General features: G+C 40.6%; 1 pseudogene. It reads left to right on the top strand.

The features are described from left to right. Positions 1–254: pseudogene (locus SB660_RS22130) on the top strand (histidine--tRNA ligase); the annotation flags it as partial.

Raw genomic sequence — 254 nt, 5'->3', positions numbered from 1 at the left:
AACCCTACATTACCGATGCCATTTAAACGTTATGAAATTGGCAAAGTGTTCCGAGATGGCCCGATTAAAGCGGGGAGGTTTCGTGAGTTTACACAATGTGATGTAGATATTGTTGGGGTTGATTCACAAGCAGCTGAGGCCGAATTGATGATGATGGCATTAGATGCTTTTGAAAAGCTAGAGCAAGATGTTGTCATTCAATATAACAATCGTAAGCTATTAGTTGGCTTACTTGGTGTTTTTGGTGTAGATGC

The organism is Bacillus sp. SIMBA_005 (assembly GCF_046535585.1).
GTDB lineage: Bacteria > Bacillota > Bacilli > Bacillales > Bacillaceae > Bacillus > Bacillus pumilus.
The sequence above is the reverse complement of the archived record's forward strand: the minus strand, read 5'-3'. Positions and strand labels throughout refer to the sequence as shown.